The 26,348-nt window shown below is 65.0% G+C and carries 24 protein-coding genes; 6 read left to right on the forward strand and 18 right to left on the reverse strand.

The genetic code is table 11. The features are described from left to right. Positions 1-25: 25 nt before the first annotated feature. Positions 26-844, reverse strand: a complete 819-nt coding sequence (locus ACQY5B_RS12655) for a class I SAM-dependent methyltransferase (protein WP_420325008.1) — start codon at positions 842-844, stop codon at positions 26-28. Positions 845-937: 93 nt separating this feature from the next. On the opposite strand from ACQY5B_RS12655, the gene ACQY5B_RS12660 reads away from it, so the two are divergent. Further along, the gene (locus ACQY5B_RS12660) at positions 938-1,675 is read left to right on the forward strand and encodes a winged helix-turn-helix transcriptional regulator (protein ID WP_420325007.1); all 738 of its coding nucleotides are present in this window, start codon (positions 938-940) and stop codon (positions 1,673-1,675) included. Here the strand turns inward: ACQY5B_RS12660 and ACQY5B_RS12665 are convergent. From ACQY5B_RS12665 to tatA, 4 genes are read right to left on the reverse strand one after another with little or no spacing between them, the layout of a single operon-like run. Then, positions 1,635-2,486 carry an ATP-binding protein gene (locus tag ACQY5B_RS12665; RefSeq protein ID WP_420325006.1) on the reverse strand — a complete coding sequence of 284 codons (852 nt, stop codon included), beginning with the start codon at positions 2,484-2,486 and terminating at the stop codon, positions 1,635-1,637. The two genes, ACQY5B_RS12660 and ACQY5B_RS12665, sit on opposite strands and share 41 nt — an antisense overlap. A 5-nt stretch (positions 2,487-2,491) precedes the next feature. Continuing rightward, positions 2,492-3,466, reverse strand: coding sequence for a twin-arginine translocase subunit TatC (tatC, locus tag ACQY5B_RS12670; RefSeq protein WP_420325005.1), 975 nt, complete (start codon positions 3,464-3,466; stop codon positions 2,492-2,494). After that, the gene (tatB, locus tag ACQY5B_RS12675; RefSeq protein WP_305968229.1) at positions 3,463-3,945 is read right to left on the reverse strand and encodes a Sec-independent protein translocase protein TatB; all 483 of its coding nucleotides are present in this window, start codon (positions 3,943-3,945) and stop codon (positions 3,463-3,465) included. Before tatB ends, tatC begins: the two co-directional genes overlap by 4 nt. Before the next feature lie 6 nt (positions 3,946-3,951). Continuing rightward, positions 3,952-4,179 (reverse strand): twin-arginine translocase TatA/TatE family subunit, encoded by a 228-nt coding sequence (tatA, locus tag ACQY5B_RS12680; RefSeq protein ID WP_305968228.1) that lies wholly within the window; start codon positions 4,177-4,179, stop codon positions 3,952-3,954. A 258-nt stretch (positions 4,180-4,437) separates the two neighbouring features. On the opposite strand from tatA, the gene ACQY5B_RS12685 reads away from it, so the two are divergent. After that, positions 4,438-5,100: a helix-turn-helix transcriptional regulator gene (locus tag ACQY5B_RS12685; RefSeq protein ID WP_420325004.1), complete on the forward strand. Its 663-nt coding sequence runs from the start codon at positions 4,438-4,440 to the stop codon at positions 5,098-5,100. A 103-nt stretch (positions 5,101-5,203) separates the two neighbouring features. Here the strand turns inward: ACQY5B_RS12685 and ACQY5B_RS12690 are convergent, their stop codons facing one another. The 5 genes from ACQY5B_RS12690 to ACQY5B_RS12710 all read right to left on the reverse strand — a co-directional run bounded on the left by ACQY5B_RS12690 (position 5,204) and on the right by ACQY5B_RS12710 (position 10,425). Further along, positions 5,204-5,716, reverse strand: coding sequence for a hypothetical protein (locus ACQY5B_RS12690; RefSeq protein ID WP_420325003.1), 513 nt, complete (start codon positions 5,714-5,716; stop codon positions 5,204-5,206). A 264-nt stretch (positions 5,717-5,980) separates the two neighbouring features. Continuing rightward, on the reverse strand, positions 5,981-6,883 hold the full coding sequence (locus tag ACQY5B_RS12695; protein WP_420325002.1) for a fructose bisphosphate aldolase: 903 nt from the start codon (positions 6,881-6,883) through the stop codon (positions 5,981-5,983). Positions 6,884-7,014: 131 nt separating this feature from the next. Continuing rightward, positions 7,015-8,364, reverse strand: a complete 1,350-nt coding sequence (locus ACQY5B_RS12700; RefSeq protein WP_420325001.1) for a cytochrome P450 — start codon at positions 8,362-8,364, stop codon at positions 7,015-7,017. Then, on the reverse strand, positions 8,361-9,602 hold the full coding sequence (locus tag ACQY5B_RS12705) for a hypothetical protein (protein ID WP_420325000.1): 1,242 nt from the start codon (positions 9,600-9,602) through the stop codon (positions 8,361-8,363). The genes ACQY5B_RS12700 and ACQY5B_RS12705 overlap by 4 nt, the downstream gene beginning before the upstream one ends. Before the next feature lie 67 nt (positions 9,603-9,669). Further along, on the reverse strand, positions 9,670-10,425 hold the full coding sequence (locus tag ACQY5B_RS12710; protein ID WP_305968305.1) for a cytochrome c biogenesis CcdA family protein: 756 nt from the start codon (positions 10,423-10,425) through the stop codon (positions 9,670-9,672). A gap of 110 nt (positions 10,426-10,535) precedes the next feature. On the opposite strand from ACQY5B_RS12710, the gene ACQY5B_RS12715 reads away from it, so the two are divergent. Both ACQY5B_RS12715 and ACQY5B_RS12720 read left to right on the forward strand, forming a co-directional pair. Next, the gene (locus ACQY5B_RS12715; protein ID WP_420324999.1) at positions 10,536-10,757 is read left to right on the forward strand and encodes a sulfurtransferase TusA family protein; all 222 of its coding nucleotides are present in this window, start codon (positions 10,536-10,538) and stop codon (positions 10,755-10,757) included. 139 nt (positions 10,758-10,896) lie between these two features. Further along, on the forward strand, positions 10,897-11,778 hold the full coding sequence (locus ACQY5B_RS12720; protein ID WP_420324998.1) for a Hint domain-containing protein: 882 nt from the start codon (positions 10,897-10,899) through the stop codon (positions 11,776-11,778). Between the two features lie 72 nt (positions 11,779-11,850). Here ACQY5B_RS12720 and ACQY5B_RS12725 read toward each other — a convergent pair whose 3' ends face one another. Together ACQY5B_RS12725 and ACQY5B_RS12730 are read right to left on the reverse strand one after the other, a co-directional pair. Then, entirely contained in the window at positions 11,851-15,129 is a 3,279-nt protein-coding gene (locus ACQY5B_RS12725; protein WP_420324997.1) for an Rne/Rng family ribonuclease, read from the reverse strand. Between the two features lie 795 nt (positions 15,130-15,924). Beyond that, on the reverse strand, positions 15,925-16,797 hold the full coding sequence (locus ACQY5B_RS12730) for an NAD(P)-dependent oxidoreductase (protein ID WP_420324996.1): 873 nt from the start codon (positions 16,795-16,797) through the stop codon (positions 15,925-15,927). A 103-nt stretch (positions 16,798-16,900) separates the two neighbouring features. On the opposite strand from ACQY5B_RS12730, the gene ACQY5B_RS12735 reads away from it, so the two are divergent. Next, the gene (locus ACQY5B_RS12735) at positions 16,901-19,366 is read left to right on the forward strand and encodes a penicillin acylase family protein (RefSeq protein WP_420324995.1); all 2,466 of its coding nucleotides are present in this window, start codon (positions 16,901-16,903) and stop codon (positions 19,364-19,366) included. Further along, positions 19,363-20,241, forward strand: a complete 879-nt coding sequence (locus ACQY5B_RS12740) for an aminoglycoside phosphotransferase family protein (protein ID WP_305968217.1) — start codon at positions 19,363-19,365, stop codon at positions 20,239-20,241. The genes ACQY5B_RS12735 and ACQY5B_RS12740 overlap by 4 nt, the downstream gene beginning before the upstream one ends. Positions 20,242-20,251: 10 nt before the next feature. Here ACQY5B_RS12740 and ACQY5B_RS12745 read toward each other — a convergent pair whose 3' ends face one another. The 6 genes from ACQY5B_RS12745 to ACQY5B_RS12770 form a co-directional block, all read right to left on the reverse strand. Beyond that, positions 20,252-20,743, reverse strand: a complete 492-nt coding sequence (locus ACQY5B_RS12745; protein WP_420324994.1) for a P-loop nucleotide/nucleoside kinase family protein — start codon at positions 20,741-20,743, stop codon at positions 20,252-20,254. A 193-nt stretch (positions 20,744-20,936) separates the two neighbouring features. Beyond that, positions 20,937-22,193 carry a GTPase HflX gene (gene hflX / locus ACQY5B_RS12750; protein ID WP_420324993.1) on the reverse strand — a complete coding sequence of 419 codons (1,257 nt, stop codon included), beginning with the start codon at positions 22,191-22,193 and terminating at the stop codon, positions 20,937-20,939. Between the two features lie 17 nt (positions 22,194-22,210). Further along, positions 22,211-22,450, reverse strand: a complete 240-nt coding sequence (gene hfq, locus ACQY5B_RS12755; protein ID WP_023849333.1) for an RNA chaperone Hfq — start codon at positions 22,448-22,450, stop codon at positions 22,211-22,213. Between the two features lie 136 nt (positions 22,451-22,586). Beyond that, positions 22,587-24,089, reverse strand: coding sequence for a TrkH family potassium uptake protein (locus ACQY5B_RS12760; protein ID WP_305968215.1), 1,503 nt, complete (start codon positions 24,087-24,089; stop codon positions 22,587-22,589). Positions 24,090-24,155: 66 nt separating this feature from the next. Further along, the gene (trkA, locus tag ACQY5B_RS12765) at positions 24,156-25,532 is read right to left on the reverse strand and encodes a Trk system potassium transporter TrkA (protein ID WP_420324992.1); all 1,377 of its coding nucleotides are present in this window, start codon (positions 25,530-25,532) and stop codon (positions 24,156-24,158) included. A 206-nt stretch (positions 25,533-25,738) separates the two neighbouring features. Further along, positions 25,739-26,344: a hypothetical protein gene (locus ACQY5B_RS12770; protein ID WP_420324991.1), complete on the reverse strand. Its 606-nt coding sequence runs from the start codon at positions 26,342-26,344 to the stop codon at positions 25,739-25,741. Positions 26,345-26,348 lie beyond the last annotated feature (4 nt).

Genomic DNA, 26,348 nt, shown 5'->3' on the forward strand with positions numbered 1-26,348 from the left:
CCTGTCTATTCACAGCCCGACGGTTTCAATCCGGTTCCGGCCCTTTGGACCAAAGTGCGACATGCGCGGGTGCCGGGAAACGCACGCTGCCATCCGCGTCGACGAACCGGCTCAACCGCTGCTCCGCCGCCGCGACCAGCGCCTCGAACCCTGCGTCATCGATGAACTCCGACAGGGTCCATCCGCGTACATCCGTGCGTACCCAATCCCGGATCGAGGCAAAGCGCGCCGTCCCGGTCGGGGTCGTGACACGCGCTCCGCCCAAGCCGCCCGCCTCAAGCACCTCTGAAAAGGCCGTCAGGTCGCCCAGAACAAAGGGCGCGCGCAGCGCCCCGGCGGCGTCGGCGCCGAACATTTCTTCGATCAGCGCGATCATGGCGGCATAACCCGGCGAATTCGCTGCGCGGTCCCAGACCGACAGGGCAATCCTGCCGCCGGGCCGCAGCACGCGCCGCATTTCGCCAAGCGCCGCGACGCGATCGTCAAAGAACATCAGGCCGAACTGGCACAGCACGATGTCAAAGCTCTCCGGCGGAAAGGGCAGTTCTTCGGCCCGGCCTTCCTCCCAGGTGATGCCATCTCCATGAGAGCGGGCCACGGAAATCATGCCGTCGTTGCGGTCGATCCCTGTTACATGTCCCGCGTCACCGGCCCGGCGCGCCGCCTCTCGGGTCGTGGCCCCTGTTCCGCAGGCAACGTCCAGAACGCGATTGCCCTTCGCGATCCCGGCCGCATCACACAAAGGCCCGGCCCAGGCGCCGAACAGGGCCGGCACAAAGAAGGCGTCATAGATTTCGGCAGCCGAGGTCGACAATTGCCCGGCTGTTGCAGTGGATGTGGTCATGGCTCCCCCTCCGAGGCTGTTGGAACACATCCCTAAGGTGACGTAGACGCCCCTGTCCGGTATAGTCCAAGATCTGTAGCAAGGAGGGCCGGCGTGAAAACCTACGGCCAGTTCTGTCCGGTCGCCAAGGCGGCAGAGCTCTTTTGCGAGCGTTGGAATGCGCTGATCATTCGCGATCTTGCCGCCGGCCCGCGCCGCTTCAGCGCGCTGCAACGCGGTGTGCCGCTGATGTCCCCTTCCTTGCTGTCCTCCCGCCTGAAATGGCTCATCGAGGAAGGCGTCATCGAACGCTGCGAGCTGGGAGACAAGCACGCCGGCTACCGCCTGACCGAAGCCGGGGCCGAGTTCATACCGCTGGTCGAGGCCCTTGGCATCTGGGGCCAGCGCTGGACCCGCCGGGCGCTCGAAGACCACGAAATCGACCTTGGCCTGCTTGTCTGGGGGCTCGAAAGCGGCACCGATCCCGGTGCATTCGGCGGCAGGCGCTGCCTGATCCGGCTCGACCTGACCGACCAGATCACTGCCAAGCGCTACTGGTGGTTCCTAAACCAGAAAGGCACCTGCGAACTCTGCGTCGAGGACCCGGGCGGCGAGGTGAACCTCTACCTGGCCTGTACCCTGCCGGATGCAATATACCTCCTGCGCGGAGACATCACCCCCGGCAAGGCAATCGACACCCAGCGGCTGGAGGTGCTCGGGGACGGCTGGGCCCGGGCGCATTTCACCGACTGGCTCAACCTAGGTCCGCTGACACAGATCCGCTCACGCCGCGACGACGAGGCCCGGAAGCTCAGCCCAGAGACACGCCCTTGCGACCCGCCAGATCGGTAAAGAACTGCCAGGCCACCCTGCCCGACCGCGCCCCGCGCGTCGCCTGCCATTCGACCGCCTCGGCGCGCAGTTCTTCCTCGGCCACGCTGACACCATAGGCATCGCAATAGCCCCGGATCATCTCCAGGTACTCGTCCTGCGAACAGGGGTGAAAGCCCAGCCACAATCCGAAACGATCCGAGAGAGAGACCTTCTCCTCGACCGCCTCTGACGGGTTGATGGCCGTGGACCGTTCGTTCTCGATCATGTCGCGCGGCATCAGGTGGCGGCGGTTGGAGGTGGCATAGAACAGCACGTTCTCGGGCCGCCCTTCGATCCCGCCGTCCAGCACCGCCTTGAGGCTCTTGTAGTGCTCGTCATCGTGGCTGAACGACAGGTCGTCACAGAACAGAACAAAGCGATGCTCGGTGACCCGCAGCACGTTCAGCAGCCGACCGACAGAGGCCAGATCCTCGCGCTGCAGTTCGACCAGTTTCAAGTCATGCCCCTCGGCGCGCACGGCGGCGTGGATCGCCTTGACGATGCTCGACTTGCCCATGCCCCGCGCCCCCCAGAGGAGCGCGTTGTTGGCAGGCAGACCGCGCGCGAACTGGCGGGTGTTTTCCAGCAGCGTGTCACGAGAGCGATCAATGCCGACCAGCAGTTCCAGCGGGATGCGGTTGACCTGTGGCACCGGCACCAGCCGGTCGGGTTCCACATGCCAGACAAAGGCCTCTGCCCCGTCGAATTCAGGCTCCGCCTGCGGTGCGGGCGACATCCGTTCCAGTGCCGCGGCGATGCGTTCCAGCGCCACGGTTCTCTTGCCTTTCATACCGCTCATTTCTGGCGGCCCTCGCCTTCATCGAATTCTTCCTCGTCGAATTCGTCCATCAGCGGATCGTTCTCGGTGTCCGGTTCTTCCTCGAACCACAGGCCCTGCGCCTTGAGATCGGCCTCGCGCTTTTTCTCGACCCGGCGCACCAGGATGATCGAGATCTCGTAGAGACCGTAGACCACCGTGAAAAGGATCACCTGCGTGACCACGTCCGGCGGTGTCACCAGCGCAGCCAGCACCAAGATACCGACCATCGCGTATTTGCGCACGCTGCCCAGGCCATCGGCCGAGACAAGCCCGGCCTTCCCCATCAGCGTCAGCAGGACCGGCAACTGGAAGCAAAGGCCAAAGGCCATGATGAAAACCAGTGATGTCTGCAGGCTCTCGTTGACCTTTCCGAAGAAGGTGATCTTGAGCCCCTCGGTGGTCTCTGGCACCACGGCGGCCGCGATCCCGTCCGGGTCGACCGCGCCCGACATGAGATTGGCAAAGACCGAGGGCGCATCGGTGAAGCCCAGGAAAAAGGCCATCGCCAGCGGCGTCACAACGAAATGCGCAAAGCTCGCCCCCAGCAGGAACATGACCGGCGAGGCAACGAGGAAGGGCAGAAAGGCGCTTTTCTCGGACCGGTAGAGGCCCGGCGCCACGAAGCGCCACATCTGGTGCGCGATGACCGGAAAGGCCATCGCGAAGCCAAAGACCAAGCCGATGCGGAACAGCACGAACAGGTATTCCTGCGGGCTGGTGTATTGCAACGTCGGCGAGGGGTCCCCCAGCGCGCGCAACGTCGTCTCGATCGGGACCAGCAGGAACCGCAGGATGTGTTCGGCGATGAAATCGCCGCCCAGCGGGATGAAACAGATGCAGATACCGATCAGCAGTGCCACCACCGACCGGATCAACCGCGTGCGCAGTTCTGCCAGATGCTCGATCAGCGGGGCCGAGCTGTCCTCGATCTCGTCCTGGGCATTGTTCATGCCGTCTTGTCCCCTTCGTCCGGGGCCGCCTTGGGCGCGGCCGCCTCATCGGAGGCCTGCAGAGAAGCCTCCAGTTCCTCGGCCCGGCGCGCGGCCTCTTCGGCCTCGCGCTGCTTGCGCTCGGCGGCCTTGCGCGCGGCGTTGGCCTCGATCTTCTTCTTGGCCTCGTCGCGTTCCTTGGCCAGTTTGCCGGTCTCGCTGTCCGGGTCCAGGTTGGTCATGGACTTGGCGGCATCCTTGACGCCGTCCATCGCGCTGCTGACCGGGTTCGTGGCCGTCTTGAAAGTCTTGGCCACGTCGCGCACGCCGGTTTCATCCGCCGCGTCGTTCATCGCGCGGCTGAACTCGCGCGCCATGCCGCGCGCCTTGCCCATGAACCGGCCGACGTTGCGAAAGAGCACCGGCAGGTCCTTGGGACCGACGATGATCAGCGCAACGATGCCGATGACCAGCAGTTCGCCGAAGCCGAGATCGAACATGGTGACTTACACCTTGTCCTTGTCTTTGGCTTCCTCTTCGGGCGTGACGTCCTTGGCCTCTTCGGCCTTCTGGTCTTCCAGCTCCTGCTGGCCGTCGCTCACGCCCTTCTTGAAGGCGGTGATGCCTTTGCCCACCTCGCCCATCAGCGACGAGATCTTGCCGCGGCCGAACAGCACCAGCACGACAACGGCGATCAGCAGAAGGCCGGGAAGGCCGATGTTTCCGATACCCATGATATCTCTCCTCAGGTCGGCGGAGGCCGCACCGGCTCCGCGCATCAATGCCACTGCGGCTATCTAAAGGGACTTTCAGTCCCGAAAAAGGGCCAAAGCGCAGTGCTCGCGCACTCGTTTTGTCATGAGCTTGTCAGCTGTCAGGATTTTGTCAGTATGTCCGGAGGAATTTGCCCGGAATCGGGTGCCCGGATACGGGCCGACAGGGCCGTGTGCCGGCGTCTCCGACCGGTTGGACAAGCGAAAGGACGCAGGCGGATGAACCGCAAGGACCGGCTCTACGCGCTGACCCAGCGCCTGCGCGACGGCAAGCTGCACACCGCCGAGGCGATGGCACAGGATCTTGGCGTCTCGGTGCGCACGATCTACCGCGACATGGAAGTACTGGCCGCCTCCGGGGTGCCGGTCGAGGGCGCGCGCGGATACGGCTACACGGTGCAGGCGGCGATCACCCTGCCACCGCTGAACCTGACCGAAGATGAGCTGGAGGCGCTGCACCTCGCATTGGCCGCGCTGGGGGCCTCCGACCTGCCGGAACAGGCCGGGGCGGCGCGTTCCCTGGCGGCCAAGATCGAGGCGGTCCTGCCCGAGGATGCGGGCCCCGCGCCCGCCCCTTTCGGATTTGCCACGGAATCCTTTGCCGAGGCGGCGCGCGGTTTCGTCCATATGCCGGTGATCCGCGCCGCGATCCGCGCACGTCAGCGCCTGCAGGTGAACACCGCTGGCAAGAGCCACGACATCCGCCCCCTGCACCTGGACTACTTCGGCCGTGTCTGGACCTGTGTCGGCTGGGACGAAACCGAGGCGCGCTTCCTCAGCCTCCGCGTCGACCGGATCGACGATCTCACGCCGCTGCCCGGCTTGTTCGTGGACGAACCGGGCAAGACGCTGGCCGACTGGCGGCGCGGCACATCCAGGTGAGCCGGACATGAAGCGACCCCGGTGCCGTGGAACGGCACCGGGGTCTTCTGGTCAGGCGCGGTCGGGAGAAAATGGGGATGACCGCGCTTGGACCAGCCCGAAATCAGTACTTGTAGGCCGAACCGCCGTAGCCGCCCGAGTAGCCCCCGGTATAGCCGCCGCTATGACCGGCATAGCCACCGCCATAGCCCAGGGTCGGCACCTTCTTGTGGCTGCCATAAGCGGGCGCCTTGTAGCCGTGGCCCGTGGCCGGCTTGTAGCTGTCATGGCCGCCGTTGTAGCCGGTCTTGACGTCCTGGTAGCCACTGACGATGCAGGTCCAGGGTGCGCTCTGGTCGCCGCCGATCTTGATGATCTCGCGGGAGAAGGTCGAGAACTCGTTGGTGGTCTTGGCGTAATTCTGCACGCATTCCATCTGCCCGACATAGGCGGTGTTCCAGTCGGCATAGCCGTAGCTTTCATGCGCCGCGGCGGTCCATGTCTGGATGGTCACGATCTTGGCCTGCTGCTGGGAATGGCCATAGCCCATCGCGGTGATCTTGTCCCCCTGCCCTGCGGCAGCGGAAGTGGCGGTCAGGGCGAGGGCGGCGAAGGCGATCTTGGCAAAGTTTTTCACGGGTCTGTTCCTTTGAATAAAGTGCTTGGTCCTGGGTCCTTGGTCCGTCCGGGGGCGGTTGCGGCCTGCCTTGGTCCGAACGTCGAATATGAGACGCAAGATAGGCGGCGATCCTTGGGGCGCGCAGGTGTGGAAAACCCCCGCTCTCCGACAAGCCTCTGAAATCAAAAAGAAGATCCCCAAAAAAATCGCGATTGAACAGAAAAAAGCCCCGCGTCCGGTGTGGACGCGGGGCTGATCTTGACCGTCTGGCCTTGCCGTGGATCAGGCCGAGGCCCGGTAGATATTGTCGATGTTCGCCGCCAGCGCCGCGTTGAATTCCGCATCCGACATCTGCTTGGTCAGCCCCTCGGCCAGTGCGCGGCTGAACGAGGCGATCATCTTGGGCTGGCGCGCAAGGCGCTCACAGGCTTCCTCGGTGGAATACCCCCCGGACAGGGCCACCACGCGGATCACGCGGGGATGGTCGGCCAAGTCGTCGTAAAGGCCATCCTCGGAGGGGATCGTCAGTTTCAACATCACGTCCTGCCCCTCGTCCAGCTGATCAAGATGCGCCTTGATCTCGGCCTTGAGCAGCGCCTCTGCCTCGACCTTGGTCGCCGAGTTGATGTCGACTTCGGGTTCCAGGATCGGCACCAAGCCCGCCGCAACGACGGTCTTGCCCAGGTCGAACTGCTGCGCGACGATCGCCTTGATGCCTTCGGGGTTCGCCTCGTGAATGACAGAGCGCTCCTTGGTGCCGAAGATCCCGAACTCGGCCGCCTCTTCCAGGGTTTCCTCGATCCCCGGGATCGGCTTCATCATCTGGACGCCGTTTGCCTTGTCCTCCAGCCCCTTGTCGATCTTGAGGAAAGGCACGATCCCGCGCACGTCCCAGAGCGCCTGCGGCGTCGGCCGGCCTTCGACCTCGCCGCGCATTGTACGCTCGAACAGGATGGCACCGATGACCTTGGCATTGGTGAAATCCGGAGCCGTGATGATTCGGCTGCGCATCTTGTGGATCTCGCCGAACATGGCGTCGTCGCCGTCATACATGTCTTCGGTCACGCCATAGAGGCGCAGCGCCTTGGGCGTCGACCCCCCGGACTGATCCAGCGCGGCGATGAATCCCGCTCCGGTGCGCATCTGTTCGACCTGTTTGGCAAAGGTGGCGGCGTCCTGTCCCATGAAATCCTCGTGTGATGAGAAGAAAGGCGTTTATTTGCTTCGATAGCGCAGGCGGTGCGATGGGTATAGTGGCCACGACAAGGGTTATCGCTAACTGCGACCCACAGACGGTTTTTCGCGGTTTTTTCGCCTCAGCGACGCGTCACCCGCAGCCAGATCCCGTCGCGCGACCGAACGGTCAGATGCGCCTCTGGCACCGGTTCGCGCCCGTCGACAGGATCCACCCGGAGGTCACGCAGGATCAGCGAAAGCAGCAAGACACCTTCGACCATCGCGAACCCTGCCCCGGTGCAGACACGCGGCCCGGCGGAAAAGGGCATGTAGGCCACGCGCCCGCAACGCTTGCCGTTCTCGGTCTGCCAGCGGGCAGGATCGAACCCGTCCGGGTTGTCCCACAACGCCTCGTGGCGGTGCAGATGCCAAGGGCTGAGCACCATTTGCGATCCCTTGGCAATGTCGCGGTCGCGGAACCGTTCCGGACAGGTGGTTTCGCGCACCATCATCGGGACCGGCGGATAGAGACGCAGCGCCTCGCGGAAGACCTCGCGCGACATGCGCAATTTCGAGATGTCGGCGAAATCGCAACTGTTCAGCACCTGTGCTTCTGAGGCGACGCGATCCTGCCAGTCGGGATGCGTGGCCAAGAGGTACAGCGCCCACCCCAGGGCCGAGGCGCTGGTCTCATGACCGGCAAGAAAAAAGATCGCCACCTGGTCGACCATCTCTTCTGCGCTGAAGGTCTGGCCTGTCTCGGGATCGCGTGTCGTCATGATCTTGGTGGCCAGATCGTCGGGCGCGGTCCCGGCGGCGATGGCCCTTTGCCGGTCTTCGGTCAGGCGGGTGATGAGAGCGCGAATCCGCAGTGCGGCGGACTTGGTATCGCGCCGGAAAAACCTTGGCATCCAGCGCGGCACGGGGACGAAGGCGGCCAGGTTCAGGATCGGCTGGCTGCGCTGGTAGGCACGGAACTCGTGAAAGACCTCCTGCGCGATCTCATCCTCGATCGGGATTGAAAACAGGGTGCGAAAGATCACGTCCGCCGCCGCGTGACTGGCGATCTCTTCGATTTCCACCTTTTCCCCGGCCCGCGCCGTCAGACGCGCCAATGCCGACTGCGCGGCGTCCCACATGGCCGGATAGGTCTCGCGCAGGCGCCCGCCCTCGAAGGCAGGGTCGATGATGCGTCTTTGCCGCTGCCAAGTGTCACCGTTGGTCAGGAAGACGGACTCGCCCAGCAGCGGCCGCAGCCCCTCGCCGATGCGGTCGGACTTGGGGAAGTCCATCGGGCGGTCCTTGAGCACCGTCTTCACCAGTTGCGGCTGGTTCAGCAGGTAGGACCGGAAGAAGGGCGTGCGGAACTCGGCCATCTTGGCACGGTACAGTCGCGCGGGCTGGGCCGAGAGGATGTCCTGTCGAAAAAGTTTGACGTAGCGCCAGAGCGAGACCCTGTCAGGCCGCGCCGCCGGTTTCGGTGGGGTCATGCGGCAATGCTCGTGTATTTCGACACCGCCACGTCGATTCGGCTGGCCGAAGGCGGACGCCCGGCAAAACGCGCGCCCAGGCTGATCGGTCCGGCGGTGATCTGGAAATAATCGTAGTCCAGCGGCCGGTCAAAGGCACAAAGGTACTGGAAATGCAGGCGGAAGAACTTCCACCGCAGTTGCTTCCACCGCTCTGGCGACAACGAACGGGTGAACTGCGCCGAAAAGACCAGCGGCCAGCGTTTGTCCTCTGGCGCCACGCCGGAAACGCTGACCGGATCGCAAAGCGCAAAGGCACAGCCGTCACCCGGCGCCGTCACATCGACCCAGGTGACATCCTCACGCGCGCTGAGAAAGCGCAGGTCCGCCCGCAGCCGGTGCGCGTCGCGCAGGAAGGACACCATCGGCACAACCTGGCCAAGGCTGAGAAAGGCCAGTTTCGGCCCGTTGGCGGGCACGCGTCCGTCGCGGATCAGATCGGCCAGGATCGAAACCGCAAGATGTGCACCGGAGGAATGGCCGACCACCAGCACTTCGTCCACGTCATCACGCAGCGCGCCGGCAATGATCGTGGCAAATTCGCCCATACGCGCCTCCAGCTCGGGCGGGTTTGCCCCCCGGAAACGGGCCGAAAAAGCGTAGTCATGCATCAGGTAATAGGCGAATAGCTTGCCGTCCTTCTCCTTGAACCAGCGCAAAAGGCCCAAGGCGGTGCCGATCCAGGCGGCAAGGCCCAGAACGGTTGCGCCGATGCCCAGCCAAAGCGACAGCAATCCGAAAAGCGCAAATACCGCCCACCCCGCCAACAGGGCCATTACCAACTGCAGCAGGAGCATTCCGATTGGGTAAAGCGCGGCAATCACCGGCCCCTTTCGCAGCCGCATCAACCGGAACAGCGCCCCGGTGGCCATGTACTCCCATGCGGTGCGGACAAGCTGACCATAGGTGGCGAGGATGGAGGTCGACATGCTGTCCCGCACGATGTCGGACCAGACCAGAACCTCGACATCTGTCGTGACCCGCTGGCCTGCCGTATCGCATGCGACGTGCCAGCCATAGAGACCGCCGGTGCGCTTGGGATTCAGCGCGATCTCATACCCGGAGATCGCCGCCTGCGCGGCGCCCTCCTTGCGGTAGAGTTCGCGGTAACGGCGAGGGTGAATCGGGTCATAGCCCGGAATGTAGAAGACCCGGCGACTTCTGACGTCCTGCGATGTTTCGGCCTGGTCAATGCCCATCGTCCGCACCTCATTGTTGCGACAATGGTAACGAGGCTTTCCGGCAAGAGTAAGGCAGCTACCCGCCTCAGCCTAGGGTCGCCAGTGCCGGGAAGGTTTCCAGCAGCCAGAAGGACAGTGCCGAGAACCCGCCCGTCAGCATCAGCAGACCGATGGTCCACAGAAGCAGGCCCATCGCCCGTTCGATCTGTTCCATGTGCCGTTTCATCCAGCCCATGACACCGCCCAGACGCGGCAGGAACGCCGCGACCAGAAGAAAGGGAATGCCCAGACCCGCCGCGTAGACCGCCAGCAGGAGCGTGCCGCGCGTCACCGAAGCCTCGGAGGCCGCAAGGCTCAGGATCGCGCCCAGTTGCGGGCCTATGCAGGGCGTCCAGCCAAAAGCGAAGGCAAGACCCAGGATATAGGCGCCAAAGGCCGAACCGCCCCGGTCGCCCGCATCCAGCCGCGCCTCGCGGTCTAGAAACCCGATCCGGTAGACGCCGACGAAATGGGCCCCAAAGACCATGACGGTGATGCCCGCAGCGGTGTTGAACCACTCCTGGTACTGCAGAAAGGCTGCCCCCACCGCCGAAGCGGCGAACCCCATCAGCAGAAAGACCGTCGACAGGCCCAGCACGAAGAACAGCGCCGGCATCAGTGCCTTGTTTCGCGTCTCACCCTCGCGGTCGCCAAGATCTGTCAGGGACACACCGCTCATGTAGGCGAGGTAAGGCGGCACGACCGGCAGAACGCAGGGGCTGAGAAAGGAAATGACACCGGCCAGAAGCGCCACGAACATGGCGGGCAAAAGCGATGCGTCGATGATCTCGATTCCGAACATGTGCCCGACATAGGCCATCGGCGCGACGGCGTCACCTGACCTCTCTGTCACATCTTCGGCATGGCGCGCGGGCGCTTTTCTTTGCCGTGACAAGCCGCTAGATCAGGTGCATGACCCATGAACTAGACGCCCTCGGCCTTCTCTGCCCCCTGCCCGTCCTGAAGGCCCGCAAACGTCTGCAAGGCATCGCCGCTGGCGAGGTGCTGGTTCTGATGACCGACGATCCGGCGGCGGTGGTGGATGTGCCGCATTTCTGTGCGGAGGCCGGGCATGTCCTTGAGGGGCACGAGGAAGAGGCCGGGACCATCACCTGGCGCATTCGCAAGGGATAATCCGCCCTTTGCGTCGGTTTCAGTGCTGCGCTGGCGGACATCTCGCTTGGTGAGAAAGAGATTGCCTGTATAACGAATGAACTATTTGGTTGCCCGCGTGTGGTTGGCCACTTTTCAGTTTGTTTCTAAGGATACGATCATGGGCAGCTTCACGGCTACATACTCCGTCACCTATCAGAACGGTGCCCTGACGGGCGCCGCGGTCCAGGGGCCGTTCAACACGGTTTTGACGGATGGCGACGCCGACACCAGTTTCGAGATCGGCGACAGCGTCAACGCGTTCTCATATGACTATACCTACGTCGGTACGGCGGTCGTGAACGGCAAGGTCTGGCCGGTGTTCAACTGGGACTTCGATCCGACCTATGACGTCGTCTTCATGGACGAGGTCCCTGTTGGCCCACCGGCCACCTACACTGACAATGGCGCGACCTTCACCGGCGCCTGCTTTGCCCCCGGCACGCTGATCGCAACGCCCGAAGGCGAGACCGCTGTGGAGCAACTGAAGATCGGCGACCGGGTCGCGACAGAGGAAAAAGGCACAACAGAGGTCGTCTGGATCGGTGTCGTGACACGGCCAACGGCGGTCGCGGGCAACGCCCTGCAGGCCGTCTGCGTCCAAGCCGGAGCCCTTGGCGGCGGCCTGCCCCACAGCGATCTTATCGTCACCGCCGATCACGGGCTGATCGTGGACGGCCATGTGATCAACGCGGCGGCGTTGGTGAACGGCGACAGCATCGCATTTGTGCCGCTCTCGCAGTTGCCCGAGCATGTGACCTATTACCATGTCGAGACCGCGGCACATGAGGTCATCCTGGCCAACGGCGCCCCGGCCGAAACATTTGTGGACGCGGTCGCCCGCAGCCAGTTCGACAATTTCCAGGAATACCTGGGTCTCTACGGGGCCGAGCGGGTCATTCCCGAAATGCAGCGCCCCCGCGTCTCGTCACGGCGCATGGTGCCCGCCGAGATCCGCGACCGGCTGGACCGCGCGATCGAGGCGCGCCGTCTGAGCGCCTGAGCCGCAGCCCCCTCCAGAACGAAGAAGGCCCCGCCGGTTCGGCGGGGCCTTTTCTGTTTCAGCAAGTCCGGATCAGCGACCCAGGGACCACCATCCGCGCCGCTTGGGCTTATCCTCGGCCTCGGCGGTTTCAGTCACGGGTTCGGGCGCCTCCTCGGCCACAGGCTCCGCTGGCGCTTCGGCGGTTTCCGACGCGGCCTCTGCTTCCGGGGCGTCCTCGACGGCGTCCTCGGATGCCGCGGCCGGAGCCGCAGTGGTTTCCGCGACCGGAGTCCCGACCACGGCGGCAATCACGTCAGACGCCTTGCGACGGGTGCGCGCGGGCTTGGGCTTGTCCTCGACCGTTTCGGCTGAGGCCTCGGCCGGGGCTTCGCTCACTTCGGCCTTGGGCGCTTTCGCTGTCTCTGCCACGGGCGCGACCTCGGCAGCCGTTTCCGCCGCTTCGGCGACGGGCGCTTCGGTCACTTCCGGCGTCGGCTCCGGAGTCACTTCGGGCTTGGCCGTTTTAGCCTCGGCGTCTGCCGCCTTGTCCTGTTCGGGCTCGCTCTGGGTTTCGGCAGGCTTGCTGCGCGAGCGGCGCGACCGTGTGCGGGTCCGCTTGGGCTTGGCAGCTTCCTCACCCTCGTCGGCCTTGGGCGCATCCGCCTCTACGGCCTCAGAGGTCTTGGCCTCATCCGCTGCCTCGGCAACTTCGGCAGGCTTCTCGGCCTCCTTCGGCGAGTCGTCCTTGTCGGTGTTCCCCTCGGCGCCCGTATCCGACCCCTCGCCATTGTCCTTGGACTTCGACTTGCGGCGGCGGCGGCGGCGGCGCTTCTTGGGCTTGCCCTCGTCGCCGTTGTCGTCAGAGGGCGTCTCCGGCTTTTCGGCCTGGGGCGTCTCTGCCTCTTCTTCCGGTTCGGCCTCGGTGTCCTCGTCCACCTGGTCCATCAACGAGGTGTCAACCGACACCACGGGCGCGGTGGCCTCGGGCACGACGCGGGTCGCGGTCTTGAACTTCTCCATCGAGAAGTCGGGCGCGACCAGGTGGGGGTCCCCCTCGACACGCACGGACATACCGTAGCGCGCCTCGATCATGGCGACGTGCTCGCGCTTCTGGTTCATCAGGTAGTTGGCGATGCCGATGGGGCATTTCACCAGCACCTCGCGCGAGCGGCGACGCACACCTTCTTCCTCGATCTGGCGCAGGATCTGCAGCGCCATGTTGTCATCCGAACGGATCAACCCGGTGCCGTGGCAGGCCGCGCAGGGCTGCGTGGTCGCCTCGATCATGCCGGGACGCAGACGCTGGCGCGACATTTCCAACAGGCCAAAGCCGGAAATGCGGCCCACCTGGATGCGGGCGCGATCGGTCTTCAGCTTGTCCTTCAGCTTCTTCTCGACGGCGGCGTTGTTCTTGCGCTCGTCCATGTCGATGAAGTCGATGACGATCAGGCCCGCGAGGTCGCGCAGGCGCAGCTGGCGCGCCACCTCCTCGGCGGCCTCCAGGTTCGTCTTGAGCGCGGTCTCCTCGATGGAACCTTCCTTGGTCGCGCGGCCAGAGTTCACGTCGATGGCCACCAGCGCCTCGGTCACGCCGATCACGATGTAACCGCCGGATTTCAGCTGCACCGTCGGGTTGAACATACCTCCAAGGTAGCTTTCCACCTGATAGCGCGCGAACAGCGGCATCTGGTCGGTGTAGTGCTTCACGTTCTTGGCGTGGGACGGCATGATCATCTTCATGAAGTCCTTCGCGACCCGGTATCCCCGTTCGCCTTCCACATGGACTTCGTCGATTTCGCGCGAATAAAGATCCCGGATCGACCGTTTGATGAGGTCACCTTCCTCGTAGATCTTGGCCGGCGCGATGCTCTTCAGAGTCAGCTCGCGGATCTGTTCCCACAAACGCTGAAGGTACTCGTAGTCACGCTTGATCTCGGTCTTGGTGCGCTTGGCCCCTGCCGTCCGGATGATCAGGCCCGCGCCCTTGGGCACGTCGATCGACTGAGCGATTTCCTTGAGCTTGGAACGGTCGGTCGCATTGGTGATCTTGCGGCTGATGCCGCCGCCACGCGCGGTGTTCGGCATGAGCACACAGTAGCGGCCTGCCAGCGACAGGTAGGTGGTCAGCGCGGCGCCCTTGTTGCCGCGCTCTTCCTTGACGACCTGCACCAGCATGATCTGGCGGACCTTGATGACCTCCTGGATCTTGTAGCGGCGCGGGCGCGGCTTGCGAACTGGGCGGATGTCCTCTTCAGTGTCGTCGTCGGCCACGGACTCGATCGAGGCGTCACGCGCCGCGGCATCGTCCTTGGCGTCCGCCTCATCCTCGTCGTCAAGCTCCTCAGAGGCCTCGTCAGCACCGTCGTCCTCGGCGGTCTCTGCAGCCACCGGGGCGGCATCGGTCTCGGCCACTTCGGCGGCTTCCGGTGTTTCGCTCTCTTCCGGCGCCACAGGATCGTCGCCGGTTTCCGGGTCCTGCGAGACGACGGCGGCCTCGTCCTTGGTGCCTTCGGCAATGGGGCGCGGCGGCGTTTCGCCGTCGGGTGCATCCTCGGGCTCCGCAGCTTCGGCGGTGTCTTCGCTTTCCGGGGTCGGCACAGGCTCTGCGGCAGGGTCGGTGTCCAGCGGCGTCAGCGCCTCGGTCGCCGGAACGGGGTCCGCAGCGGTTTCGGAGCCGGGCACCTCGGGGGTCTCGGCGGGTTCGGGCACCTCGGCCGGGGCCGGATCGGCCTCGGGATCAGGCTGCACCGGGGTCTCCACGGGCGCGGGTTCCGGCGCCGGATCGGGTTCGACCGGCGTTTCCTGAGGGGCCGGATCGGCAGCGTCCGGTTCTTCGACCGGGGTCTCGTGCACGGTTTCCATCGGCGACAGGCCCTCACCCGGCGCACCGGTTTCAAGGTCGTCGTTCAGGTCGATGGTTTCCATGCCGCTGGGTTCGCGCGGCTTGGTCTCCTTGGCGGTCTCGGCCGACTTGTCAGCCTTTTCTGCCTTGTCCGTCTTCTCGGATGCCTTCGTCGACCGCTTGCGCGAGCGCGAGCGGGACTTCTTGGGTTTATCCTCTTCCTCGGCAGCGGCGCGCGCGGCCTCTTCCTCTTCTTCCATCAGCGCCTGACGGTCGGCGATGGGGATCTGGTAATAGTCGGGGTGGATTTCCGAGAAGGCCAGGAAACCGTGACGGTTGCCGCCGTAATCGACGAACGCCGCCTGCAGCGAGGGTTCGACCCGTGTGACCTTGGCTAGATAGATGTTGCCGGCGAGCTGCCGCTTGTTCTCGGACTCGAAGTCGAATTCCTCGACCTTGTTTCCGTCCACCACCACGACGCGGGTCTCTTCCGCGTGGGTGGCGTCGATGAGCATTTTCTTTGCCATGTTATCCGTTTGCACACCCAACGCACCGCCGGCCCCGGGGGGCGCGCGGCGGTTGAAGCGTGTCTTGTCTGGGCGAGATGGTGCGCGATGGCATGGCGGGAAACCGATGTCCCTGCCTCATGCCTCATGTCAGTCGCGCGCTTCATCGCGGTTCTTCTCCGACGCGCGTCTACGGCATTGGGCCGGGACGGCGCCCATTCATTGCGCCCGTCGCTTGTGGCGGTCCGGGCAGGGACTATGGCCTTGCGGCCCGATCGGTCTGGCCGGGTCCGATATGTCAGGGTCCACGGTCAGCGAAATCTTCGGCGCGGCATGTTCTGCGCGCGACCTAACCGCTAACATAAGGCCAGCGGGATGGGAATGACAATAGCGATTGCGACGCGCGAGGCTCCCCGCACCGCTCTCGGCGCGTTTCAAAGGCCTCTCGCAGCGTCAGGCCGCTTGGCCCGTGAGCGCGGTGATGCCTTGCACCTCTGCCGCAGCAAACGACCACGATCGAGATCGAGCGGATCCGGCTCACCTGTGCCGACAGGCCTTGCGGCCCGACGGTCCGACACAAGCTCAACCGAAGCTGATGGCAACACTCGGCAGCGGTCCGGCGCGCTGGCACTGTCTTTCAAGCAGCGCAAGTTCCATCAAAATCAGAAGTATGGCCTTCAAGTGGATGACATCATTCACCTTACCGCCCGGCAACGGCCCTGGCATAACGCCTGCTGTCACTTTCGATCACAGGCCGATTTAGCGTTTCCAGGGGCTGCCGGGCAGTTTGCAGGGTGGTGTAACGGGCTTTCGGCCTTACCCCATCGCCCGCAGACGCTTGATCAGAGACGAGGTGTCCCAGCGTCCGCCGCCCATTTTCTGCACGTCCTTGTAGAATTGGTCCACAAGCGCGGTCACAGGCAACGAGGCGCCGTTTTCGTTCGCGGTGCGCAGGCAAATATCCAGATCCTTGCGCATCCAGTCGACAGCAAAGCCGTGCTCGAATTCGTCGGCGAGCATGGTCTGGTAGCGGTTGACCATCTGCCACGACCCGGCCGCGCCGCCGCCGATCACATCGACCACAGCCGCGCCGTCCAGCCCCGCCTTCTCGGCAAAGTGCAGCCCTTCGGAAAGGCCCTGCACGAGGCCGGCGATACAGATCTGGTTGACCATCTTGCACAGTTGCCCGGCGCCGCTTTCGCCCAGGCGTTTGCACAGCTTGGCATAGGATTGCATGACCGGCTCTGCAGCGTCGTATTTTGCCTGATCGCCGCCGCACATGATGACAAGCTGGCCGTTCTCGGCCCCCGCCTGCCCGCCGGACACCGGCGCATCGACGAATCCCAGGCCGCGCTCGGCGGCGAGAGAGGACAGTTCCAACGTCACCTGCTGGGACACGGTTGTATGATCGACAAAGGTCGCGCCCGAGGACATGCCGGCAAAAGCGCCGTCCTCGCCCGTGCAGATCCCGCGCAGGTCATCGTCGTTGCCGACGCAGGCCATGACGAAATCCGCGCCCTGCGCGGCTTCACGCGGGGTCGCCGCCGCCGTACCACCGCATTCGGACACCCATTTGTCGGCCTTGGCGGCGGTCCGGTTGTAGACCGTGACCTCGTGCCCGGCCTTCGCCATGTGGCCCGCCATCGGGTAGCCCATCACCCCAAGGCCCAGAAATGCCGTTTTCGCCATCGTCTTCTCCCCTCGTCGCGCCAGCCAGCCTGCCCTTGGCAAGCCCGGGCTGGCAAGTTAATCCCGTTGCGATCTGACCTAGCCCATATGGACGGAGAACGAAATGGCGGTTGTGTTCCGATGGCTGTTGCGGCTGGCCAGCCTGGCGGTCGCCCTGATCGTCATCGGCGTGGCGCTGGTCTACTACCTCGGGTCCCGCTCCTTGCCGGACTACGACAAGACCCTGCCCGTTGCCGGGATCACCGCGGATATCGAGATCGTGCGCGACAATTCCGCCGTGCCGCATATCATGGCCCTCTCGGACCGGGATGCGTTCTTCGGGCTGGGGTATGTGCACGCGCAGGACCGGCTGTGGCAGCTGATGATGATGCGTCGCACCGCGCAGGGCCGCCTGTCGGAACTCTTTGGCCGCCGCACCCTGCGCACCGACACGCTGCTGCGCCGGCTGGACATCTACACCGCCGCCAAGGCCTCTGTCGAACATCAGGACCCCCGAACGCTCGACGCGCTGGAGGCCTATGCCGCGGGCATCAACGCGCGCATTGCTGAGATCAACGCCAACAGCCTTGGGCGCGGTGCGCCCGAGTTTTTCCTTTTCAACGCCGAGATCGCGCCCTGGCAACCGGCGGATTCGCTGGCGGTGATCAAGCTGATGGCGCTGCAACTCTCGGGTCAGATTGGCGAGGAGGTACTGCGCGCCCGGACCTCGCTGCTGCTGGGCGATGAAAAACGCCTGGCAGACATCCTGCCCGACATGCCCGGCAAGGGCGTCGCCGCCCTACCCCGCGTCGCGCAACTGCCACAGGGCAGCGGCACGCGCCAGGCCAATGCCGCGCCCGTGGGGGGCGATTTCCTCTGGCCTGTACCGCGGCGCGGGCTGGCGGGTGCGTCCAACGTCTGGGCCGCCGCGCCGGACCGGTCGGCCTCGGGCGGAACGCTTTTGGCCAATGACCCGCATCTTGGTTTCACCGCGCCGACCTACTGGTATCTCGCCCGGATGCAGTTGAAATCCGGCAGCGTGATCGGCGCCTCGATTCCCGGCATTCCCGCGCTGATGGTGGGCCGGTCGGAGCAACTGGCCTGGGGAATCACCTCGTCCTACCTCGACGATCAGGACCTGTATTTCGAGGAACTGAACCCCGATGCGCCCGGCGAGTACCGCACGCCCGACGGTTTCAAGCCCTTCGAGAGCCGCCAGTCGATCATCCGCATCAAGGACGAGGCACCCGTCACGCTGAACCTGCTGTGGACGGACAACGGACCGATCCTGCCCGCCTCGCAGTTCGACCTGGACAAGATCACGCCGCCCGGGCACCTCGTGTCGCTGGCCTGGACCGCACTCAGCCACGAGGACACATCGGCCTCGGCCGCCATCGGGTTGATGATGTCGCAATCGGTCGAAGAGGCGATGGAAGTCTCGCGCCTCTACGTCGCACCGTCGCAGAACCTGACCCTGATCGACAAAGATACCGTCGCGATGAAGCTGGTCGGCGCCATGCCACGCCGCGACCCCGCGCATGAAAGCCTGGGCCGCCTGCCCGCGCGCGGCTGGATCGCGGCGAACCGTTGGCAGGGGATCTTTCCCTTTTCGGCAAACCCCGAATTCCTGGCCCCCCAGGGCGGTATCGTCGGCAACACCAACAACAAGCTGGTCGACCGGCCCTTTCCCGATCACGTCAGCTTTCACTGGGGTGACAGCCAGCGGGTGCAGCGTTGGCAGACCATGATGCAGGGGCGCAAGGTCCATACCCGCGACAGTTTCGTCGAGGCCCAGCTGGACACGGTATCGCCTGCCGCGCGCACCCTGTTGCCGCTGATCGGGAGGGATCTCTGGTATACCTCCGAGGCCGCGCCCGAAGGCACGCCGGAACGCCGCCGCCAGCGCGCGCTGGACCTGCTGGCCAACTGGAACGGCGAAATGAACGAGCACCTGCCCGAACCGCTGCTCTATTCCGCCTGGCTGAGGGCGTTGCAGACCCGACTGATCCGCGACGACCTGGGCCCGCTGGCCGAAGAGTTCGACCATGTAGAGCCGCTGTTCATCGAACGCGTCTTTCGCGACGTGGACGGGGCCAGCGCCTGGTGCGACGTGATCCGGTCAGCGGCGGTGGAAAGCTGCACCGACATCGCGCGGCTGGCGCTGGATGACGCGCTGATCTGGATCGAGGAACATTCCGGCAAGGCGCTGGAATCGCTGCGCTGGGGGGATGAACACCTGGCGACGCACGAACACCCGGTCCTGGGCCAGGTGCCGATCCTTCGGTATTTCGTCAACATCCGGCAAACCACCTCGGGCGGGGATCATACGCTGCAACGGGGTGTGACCTCGGGACGCGATCCCGATCCCTTCGCCAACGTGCATGGCGCAGGCTATCGCGGCGTCTATGATTTTGCCGATCCCGACAGTTCGGTTTTTGTCTCGGCGACCGGCCAGTCGGGTCACCCGCTGTCCCGCCACTACGACGATCTCGGGCAGCTGTGGCGACGCGGGGAATACATCCCCATGTCGCTGGATGTGGGCCTGGCACGTGCCGCCTCCGTCGGGATCACCCGGCTGGTCAAACCATGAGCGAAGAGCGCGCGACCGAGGTGCTGAAAAAGCTCTGGCCTGAATGGTCGGGACGGCTGGAGGTCTTGCGTGACGGACCAGACACATGGGTTTACCGCCCGTCGCGCGGACGTGTGCCGGCGGTGGTCAAGCTCTGGCCACGCAAGGCCGAGGCGAAGGCCTCGCGTCAGGCTTTGCGGCAGGCCGAACTGGCGGCGGTCCTGTCACATGGCCCCTACCGCGTGCCGCGCGTTCTGTGGTTCGGCAAGGGAGCGCTGGTCATGCAGGACGCGGGCGGGCCGGATTTCCGCGACCGGCTGGAAAGCGAAGCCCCCGGTCCGCTGTTGCGGGCCGCCGGGGAATGGCTGGCCGCCTACCACGGGCTCAGCCTGCGTGAACGCAAATTCCTGCCCAAGGGACAGGTCAACTGGCTGACCCGGCTGGTGGATGCGGTCGAGGCAGGCGAGCGCAGCCCGCTAGAGGCCAAGGGGCTGGTCTCTGCGGCGCGCGCGCTCAAGGAGACACGCGCCACGGTGCGCGGCCTGCCCGCCACCCGTGCCATCACACACCGCGACCTGACGCTCTCCAACCTCGTCAGCGGCCCCGAGGGTTCGGTCTGGGGGATCGACTTCGAGAACGCGAGAGAGGACGAGCCGCTGCGTGACGTCTTTTCGCTCGCCCTGGACGTTCTTGACTTCGCCGGGGACGAAACCGCTCTGGCAACGCTGCGCGCAGGCTATGGCGACGATGTCACCGCGCCCGAGGTCAGACTGTTCCTTCAGCGCTGTTTTGCGATCAGCGTCTGGGCCAATACGCCGGAGGCGCCCTCGAAGAGGCAGCGTCGGCGCTGGGAGATTGCCCGCGCGTTGCTGGAACGTGAGAGCGCCGTGATCTGACCCTGTTCCCTCATGACTCGTGCCTCACCACGTTGAACCCTTCCTCCGGCCCCGGCGGCACGAAGTGGCGCGAGAATTGGTGGAACTGCTCGTCCGTCACGACAAAGGGATGCGTGCCCGAGGCGTTGCGCCCGTGCAGCCGATCGAGGCAGACCTCGTCCGGCGGTGCCAGAAGGTGCAGCCGATGCGCCGCACCCGTCGCCTCGAGGATGCCGCGCATCCAGGCGCGCTGCTCCACGGTATTGGCGGCGAAATCCAGCACGACAGAAACCCCGGCATCCAGCAGCGCCGCAACATGCGGCCCCATGACGGCCCGCAGTTTCGCCGTGCAGCGAAGATAGTCGCGCGGGGTGGCCAGCTGATCCGCGAACAAACCGTCAAGCCAGGCGTCTTCGGTGATCAGCACCGTGCCCTTGGGACCGGCCAGTTGCGCCGCAAGCGTCGATTTTCCAGCGGCAATTTTCCCGCACATCATGTGCAGGGTCGGCAATTCAGGAGACATGACAGTGATCCTTGTGCGGCGCGTCCCGCGCCATTGACGTTCAGAACAGGAATTACCCGGCCCGGCTATTCAGGCCGGGACCGTAATTCGGAAGCGGCGCAGGCCGCCGTTGGTCTGAACATGGATCATCATGCGCCCCGAATCGCATGAATCGGGGCGCATGTCCACTTGGTTCCATCGACCAGGCGTCGGATCACCCCAGGGTCTGGAAACGCGCCTTGTCGCGCGCCGACCAGAGGACGCGCAGATGAAAACCGTCCTCTTCCTGGCGCTCTTCCTCGACCAAGCCCTTTTCAAAGAGCCAGGCCCGGCGCTTGCCCTCTGCAAAGCCGAGGACAAGATCCTCTTCGACACGTTCCGCGCCAAGCGCCTCTGTCACGGCCTCCAGGAATGCGTCCAGCCCCTCACCCGTCAGGGCAGAGGTGACATGGACATCCGGGTTGCGCGCGGCGCGGATGCGCACGGTTTCCAGCTCTTCCGGCCCCAATTGGTCCAGCTTGTTCCACAGCTCGATCTGCGCGGTGTCCTCTGCCACGCCCAAGCTGTCGAGAATGCTGCGCACGTCCTCGGCCTGCTCTTCCGTTTCGGGGTGGGAGATGTCCCGCACATGCACGATCACATCCGCGGCCAGCACCTCTTCGAGCGTTGCACGGAAGGCGGCGACCAGTTCGGTCGGCAGATCGCTGATGAAGCCCACCGTGTCCGACAGGATCACGTCCGCCCCCGTCGGCAGGCGCACCGCCCGCATCGTCGGGTCCAGCGTGGCAAAGAGCATGTCCTTGGCCATGACCTCGGCGCCCGTCAGCCGGTTGAACAGCGTCGATTTGCCCGCGTTGGTATAGCCCACCAGCGCCACGATCGGATAAGGCACCTTGGCGCGCGCCTTGCGGTGCAATTCACGCGTCTTGACGACCTTGTCGAGTTGCCGACGCAGGCGCACCAACTGTTCGTCGATGGCCCGGCGGTCGGCCTCGATCTGGGTTTCGCCGGGGCCCCCGACAAAGCCCAGCCCGCCCCGCTGGCGTTCCAGGTGGGTCCACGCCCGCACAAGCCGCGTACGCTGGTAGTTCAGGTGGGCCATTTCCACCTGCAGCACACCTTCGCGGGTGGCCGCGCGATCCGAGAAGATTTCGAGGATCAGCCCGGTCCGATCCAGCAGCTTGACCTTCCAGTCGCGTTCAAGGTTGCGCTGCTGTACCGGCGTCACCGGCCCATCGACCAGGACAAGGTCGATTTCCTCGGCTTTCAGCTTGGCGCGCAGTTCATCGATCTTGCCGGACCCGAACAGCGCACCGGGATGCGGCCGCGGGAGCGGCACGATCTGTGACCCCACGACCTCAAGCCCCGGCAGCGCATGAGCCAAGGACACGGCCTCTTCGAGGGCCATTTGAGCATCGCGGCGCTCTGGGTCGCTCTTGATGTCAGGATGCAGGACCCACGCCCGGGTCACAGGCGGCGCGTGTTCTCTCACGCGTCCCCTTCGCCGTCATACAGGTTGATCGGCTGGCTGGGCATGATGGTCGAAATTGCATGTTTGTAGACAAGCTGCGACTGGCCGTCGCGGCGCAGCAGAACGCAGAAATTGTCGAACCAGGTGATGACACCCTGCAGCTTGACCCCGTTGATCAGGAAGACCGTCACCGGGACCTTTGTCTTGCGGACGTGGTTGAGAAACGCGTCCTGCAGGTTCTGTCTATCAGAAGCCATTGAATTGCCTTTATTCTTGCCGTGCCCGCGCGCCGGGCTGCCCTCGTCTGGGTGAGTATGGTATGCGGAGACGGGAGTTTCCAGCCGAAAATCCCCGAATCCGCGCAGCCGGCCCCCGGTGGATGTCTCTGCGCAACTATTCGCGCCAGACCTCGGGGCTTATCATGACGATGATTGCCAGCAGTTCAAGCCGGCCCAGCACCATCGCCAGGCACAGGATCAATTGCGCGTCCCAGGGGATCATCGTCAGGTCGATCGCAGCGGCAGTGTCGACAAGCGGCCCGGTGTTCGACAGCGTGGCAATGGTCAGCACCGTGGCCCGCTCGAAATCCACCCCGTAAGCCCCCAGGATCATCGTCATTGCCGCCAGGGTCAGGGCGAAGAACATGAAGAAGACCCAGGCGATAAAGGCGCCTTCGCGCCGGATCCGGCGCCCCAGCAGCCCCGCGCGGCCCACCGAATGCGGATGTACCAGGCGCTCGATCTCGCGTTTTCCGTTGAGGTACAGGGCATAGACCCGCAACAGCTTGACGCCGCCTGCGGTTGTCGCCACGCCGCCTCCCACCAGCGCCAGCCCCATCAGGATGATCCCGGGTGTCGGCAGACCCGACCAGTCCTGCGCCGTATCCCAGTCGCCACTGACGAAACCCGTCGTGGTCAGGAAAGAGGCCGCCGTGAACAGCCCACCCCAGAGCGCCCGAAGCCCCGCGACCCAGTTCTGCTCCTCGCCCACATCGAACGAGGCGACCCAATGGCGCAGGAACATGGCCAGCGGCACGGCCACCACGATCAGCAGGCCCAGGCGGAATTCCGGATCGTAGTACAGGCCCCGTTCCTGACGGGTATCGGCGGAAAAGGTCAGCCGCGACAGGGCGAAAAAGAGAAAGCAGAAAAGGATCATCTCTCCCGCAAGGCCACTGGGTGCAGCCCCCAGGTCGGCCAGCGGCGTGATCCCAGAGGTCGCCATGACCGACATGGCGTGACTGACCGCCACAAGCGGGGGATCGCCCGCAACCAGCAGCATCACCGTCAGCGCGAGGGTCAGCCCGCTATAGATCGGGAACAGGACGTGGGTGCTGCGCATCAACCGTTCCGCCGGGCTTGTCGGGCCGGTGTTCATGGCCCCCTGCGCGAAGGATTGCCCGGGCTCTCCGCTGGCCGTGACCTCGAATCCCCCCAGCGCAAGCGGCGCCAGGATCGCCGAGGCCGCGATCCACATCACCAGGCCGCCCATCCAACCGACCTGCGCCCGCCACAGGTGTTCCGGCCCCGACAGGCGCGCCGCATCGAACATCGTGGCGCCGGTGGTGGTAAAGCTCGACACCATCTCGAAATAGGCATTGCCGAATCCGGTGGTCCGCACTGCCTCGTGGAAGGGCACGGCAAAAATCAGCGGCAGCACGACAAAGCCCGCCGCCAGCGCCACCAGCTGGCGCAGCGCGCTTTGGTTGTGGTGCCGGTTGCCCAGGGCCAAGGCCACGAGGGCAGTCAGGATCAGCCCCAACAGCGCCCCGTAGAAAAAGGTACGCGCATCGTGGTGCTCCTCGATCAGGTAGGCAAAGATCGCCGGCAACAGCATCGAGAATGACCCGAGCCCGGTCAGAAGCAGGAACAATGGCAATCGCGCGATGGCCTTCATCGGCTGACGCCCCCTTTCCGACCGCCACAACCGGCATTGCCCCCCACGCGCCTCACAACACCGCGCCTAGAAGTAATCGATCGAGACCTGCAACAGGCGCTCGACCTCCGGGACATCGCCCGCGAGTGCAAAGATGACGATCTTGTCGCCTTCGTCGATCCTGAGCGAGCCGGTGGGCTTGACCACCTTGTCTCCCTTGCGCACGGCGCCTACCAGAACGCCTTCGGGAAAGTCGATCTCACGAATCCGGCTGCCCGAGATCGGCGATGTCGACAGGACCTCGGCCTCGATCACTTCGGCCTCGGCATCGCCGATGGAATAGACCTGGCTCACGCGGCCATGACGGATGTGGCGCAGGATCGAACTGACCGTGGTCGAGCGCGGGTTGATATAGGCATCGATCCCCAGCGGCTCCATCAGCGGCACCAGCGTCGGGTCGTTGATCAACGCAATCACCATCGGGCAGCCGGCGGCCTTGGCGCGCACGGCAGCCAGCATGTTGACCTTGTCGTCATCGGTCACGCACAGCGCCGCATCCGCGCGGGCCACCCCGGCCTCGACCAAGAGCCCCGCGTCCAGCCCGTCGCCGTGCAACACGATGGTGCGCTCCAGTTCCTCGGCAGCCCGTTCGGCGTTCTTCCGGTTGCGCTCGATCATCTTGGCGCGCACTCGGATCTTACCCGTCTCCAGCCGCCGCGCCACCGACAAACCAACATTGCCGCCGCCGACGATCACCACGCGTTCCTGCTTGCGCAGCGACTTGCCAAAGATCTCCAGCGTGCGCTGCACGTCATCCGCGTGCACCATGACGTAACAGCTGTCGCCCTCGAACAGCTGGTCCCCGGATTCCGGCGCAAAGAGCACCCCGTCGCGCCTCACCCCCACCACCACGGATCGCAGGGTGGAAAACAGGTCGGTCAATTGCCGCAGGGGCGTGTTCACGATCGGACAGCCCGCGTCGATCGTCAGCCCCATCAGCTGGGTCCTGCCGTCCAGAAAGCTCTCGGTATCGAAGGCGGCCGGCGCCGCCAGCCGTTGCAGGGCCGCGTCCGCCACCTCTCGTTCGGGCGAAATCACCACGTCGATGGGCATGTGATCGCGCCGGTAAAGGTCCGAATAGATCGCGGTCAGGTAGCTTTCCGCGCGCAGCCGCGCGATCTTGCGCGGCACCGCAAAGACCGAATGCGCCACCTGGCAGGTGACCATGTTGACCTCATCGGAATAGGTGGCGGCGATCACCATGTCGGCGTCGCGCGCGCCTGCCTTGTCCAGCACGTCGGGGTAAGAGGCAAAGCCCGCGATCCCCTGCACGTCCAGCGTATCGGTGGCGCGGCGCACGAGATCGGGATTGTTGTCCACCACCGTGACGTCGTTGCGCTCTCCGGCAAGATGGCGGGCGATCTGCCAGCCAACCTGGCCCGCCCCGCAAATGATGACCTTCATGCGCCCTGCGCCCCGATCTGCACCGCGTCCCGGCTCTGACCTCTTTGCCTCGCACGCGGGGGGAGCGCCGTCAATGGGGTGCGTCCCGGGGCCCAAACCGCCGTTCCCTGATGACCGCTGGTACAAAAGGCGCTCAACGGGGTCGGCGGGCGGGTGCCTTTGCGGCAAAGCCGCAAACAGTCCCGTCCCGACGACGTCCTGAGGCCCTATCGGCCCTCGCGGCGCGCCCGGCGGGCCCGTTTCATGGCAAAGACCTCGGCCCGTGGCACCCAGCGGTATCTCGGGTCGCTGGCAACCGGGCCGAACCACAGCCGCCCCTGCCCTAGCCGCCACGGGTCCAGCACCAGCCCCTGGTCCATCGCCGCGCCCCGGGTCGAGACGATCACCGTCGAATGTTCGATCCGCAGGTTGTCCGCATTGGCAATGGCCCGATGCAGGGACAGGCTGCGCAGACCTTCGTTCTTCAATCGCGCCTCAAGATCATCGGCCCAGTCCTTGCAAAGCCCGCGCGGCTTGCGCCCGGTGTTCACCTGGATGTTGTGGATCAGCGGCGGGTCCACGGCGTCCCAGCGTTCGGCCCATATCAGCGGCTCACGCACCGCAATCCGCGCCACAGCCGCCGCCTCTGCCGGGTCCACCCCCGGTCCCAGGGCAAGCACGGCCCGTTCCAGAACCGCGATCTTTTCGGCGGGGGTCTCCGGAACCTCGACAAGGGCCGCCCCCTCGTCCGGCGCCCTGGCACCCGGCGGTGCGGCACAGCCCGCCAAGGCCAGCGCCCCCACCCCGATGGCTGCCCGTCGTGTCAGTTCCATATCG

This window comes from Antarctobacter sp. (genome assembly GCF_965277915.1).
In the GTDB taxonomy this organism is placed as follows: Bacteria; Pseudomonadota; Alphaproteobacteria; order Rhodobacterales; family Rhodobacteraceae; genus Antarctobacter.

Coding starts and splice junctions, on each gene's coding strand:
- ACQY5B_RS12655 (WP_420325008.1), bottom strand. CDS start 844: ATGACCACATCCACTGCAACAGCCGGGCAATTGTCGACCTCGGCTGCC.
- ACQY5B_RS12665 (WP_420325006.1), bottom strand. CDS start 2,486: ATGAAAGGCAAGAGAACCGTGGCGCTGGAACGCATCGCCGCGGCACTG.
- tatC (WP_420325005.1), bottom strand. CDS start 3,466: ATGAACAATGCCCAGGACGAGATCGAGGACAGCTCGGCCCCGCTGATC.
- tatB (WP_305968229.1), bottom strand. CDS start 3,945: ATGTTCGATCTCGGCTTCGGCGAACTGCTGGTCATCGGCATCGTTGCG.
- tatA (WP_305968228.1), bottom strand. CDS start 4,179: ATGGGTATCGGAAACATCGGCCTTCCCGGCCTTCTGCTGATCGCCGTT.
- ACQY5B_RS12685 (WP_420325004.1), top strand. CDS start 4,438: ATGAACCGCAAGGACCGGCTCTACGCGCTGACCCAGCGCCTGCGCGAC.
- ACQY5B_RS12695 (WP_420325002.1), bottom strand. CDS start 6,883: ATGGGACAGGACGCCGCCACCTTTGCCAAACAGGTCGAACAGATGCGC.
- ACQY5B_RS12700 (WP_420325001.1), bottom strand. CDS start 8,364: ATGACCCCACCGAAACCGGCGGCGCGGCCTGACAGGGTCTCGCTCTGG.
- ACQY5B_RS12705 (WP_420325000.1), bottom strand. CDS start 9,602: ATGGGCATTGACCAGGCCGAAACATCGCAGGACGTCAGAAGTCGCCGG.
- ACQY5B_RS12710 (WP_305968305.1), bottom strand. CDS start 10,425: ATGTTCGGAATCGAGATCATCGACGCATCGCTTTTGCCCGCCATGTTC.
- ACQY5B_RS12715 (WP_420324999.1), top strand. CDS start 10,536: ATGACCCATGAACTAGACGCCCTCGGCCTTCTCTGCCCCCTGCCCGTC.
- ACQY5B_RS12720 (WP_420324998.1), top strand. CDS start 10,897: ATGGGCAGCTTCACGGCTACATACTCCGTCACCTATCAGAACGGTGCC.
- ACQY5B_RS12725 (WP_420324997.1), bottom strand. CDS start 15,129: ATGGCAAAGAAAATGCTCATCGACGCCACCCACGCGGAAGAGACCCGC.
- ACQY5B_RS12730 (WP_420324996.1), bottom strand. CDS start 16,797: ATGGCGAAAACGGCATTTCTGGGCCTTGGGGTGATGGGCTACCCGATG.
- ACQY5B_RS12735 (WP_420324995.1), top strand. CDS start 16,901: ATGGCGGTTGTGTTCCGATGGCTGTTGCGGCTGGCCAGCCTGGCGGTC.
- ACQY5B_RS12740 (WP_305968217.1), top strand. CDS start 19,363: ATGAGCGAAGAGCGCGCGACCGAGGTGCTGAAAAAGCTCTGGCCTGAA.
- ACQY5B_RS12745 (WP_420324994.1), bottom strand. CDS start 20,743: ATGTCTCCTGAATTGCCGACCCTGCACATGATGTGCGGGAAAATTGCC.
- hfq (WP_023849333.1), bottom strand. CDS start 22,450: ATGGCTTCTGATAGACAGAACCTGCAGGACGCGTTTCTCAACCACGTC.
- ACQY5B_RS12760 (WP_305968215.1), bottom strand. CDS start 24,089: ATGAAGGCCATCGCGCGATTGCCATTGTTCCTGCTTCTGACCGGGCTC.
- trkA (WP_420324992.1), bottom strand. CDS start 25,532: ATGAAGGTCATCATTTGCGGGGCGGGCCAGGTTGGCTGGCAGATCGCC.
- ACQY5B_RS12770 (WP_420324991.1), bottom strand. CDS start 26,344: ATGGAACTGACACGACGGGCAGCCATCGGGGTGGGGGCGCTGGCCTTG.